Origin of the sequence: Arthrobacter sp. USHLN218 (assembly GCF_037144715.1) — a bacterium.
In the GTDB taxonomy this organism is placed as follows: Bacteria; Actinomycetota; Actinomycetes; order Actinomycetales; family Micrococcaceae; genus Crystallibacter.
The window spans coordinates 1-272 of record NZ_JBBCYT010000030.1 but is presented as its reverse complement, the minus strand read 5'-3'; the positions used below and the strand labels follow the sequence as shown (position 1 = coordinate 272).

The 272-nt window shown below is 70.2% G+C and carries 1 protein-coding gene; it reads left to right on the top strand.

The genetic code is table 11. The annotated features are described in order from the left end of the window. On the top strand, positions 1 to 272 hold a 272-nt coding region (locus tag WFH44_RS21380; protein WP_336716663.1), incomplete at both ends, for a zinc-binding dehydrogenase.

Here is a 272-nt window from a genome sequence, read left to right as displayed (position 1 = left end):
TGATCGGCTGCGGCGGCGTCGGCATCGCCGCCATCGCCGGCGCCAAACTCGCCGGAGCGACCACGATCATCGCCGTCGACATCGATGACAACAAGATCGACATGGCCAAACAGCTCGGCGCCACCCACGGCGTCAACTCCCGCCAGACCGACCCGGTCGACGCCATCCAGGCGCTGACCGGCGGCAACGGCGCCGACGTCGTGATCGAGGCCGTCGGCCGCCCCGAAACCTACAAGCAGGCCTTCTACGCCCGCGACCTCGCCGGCCGCGTC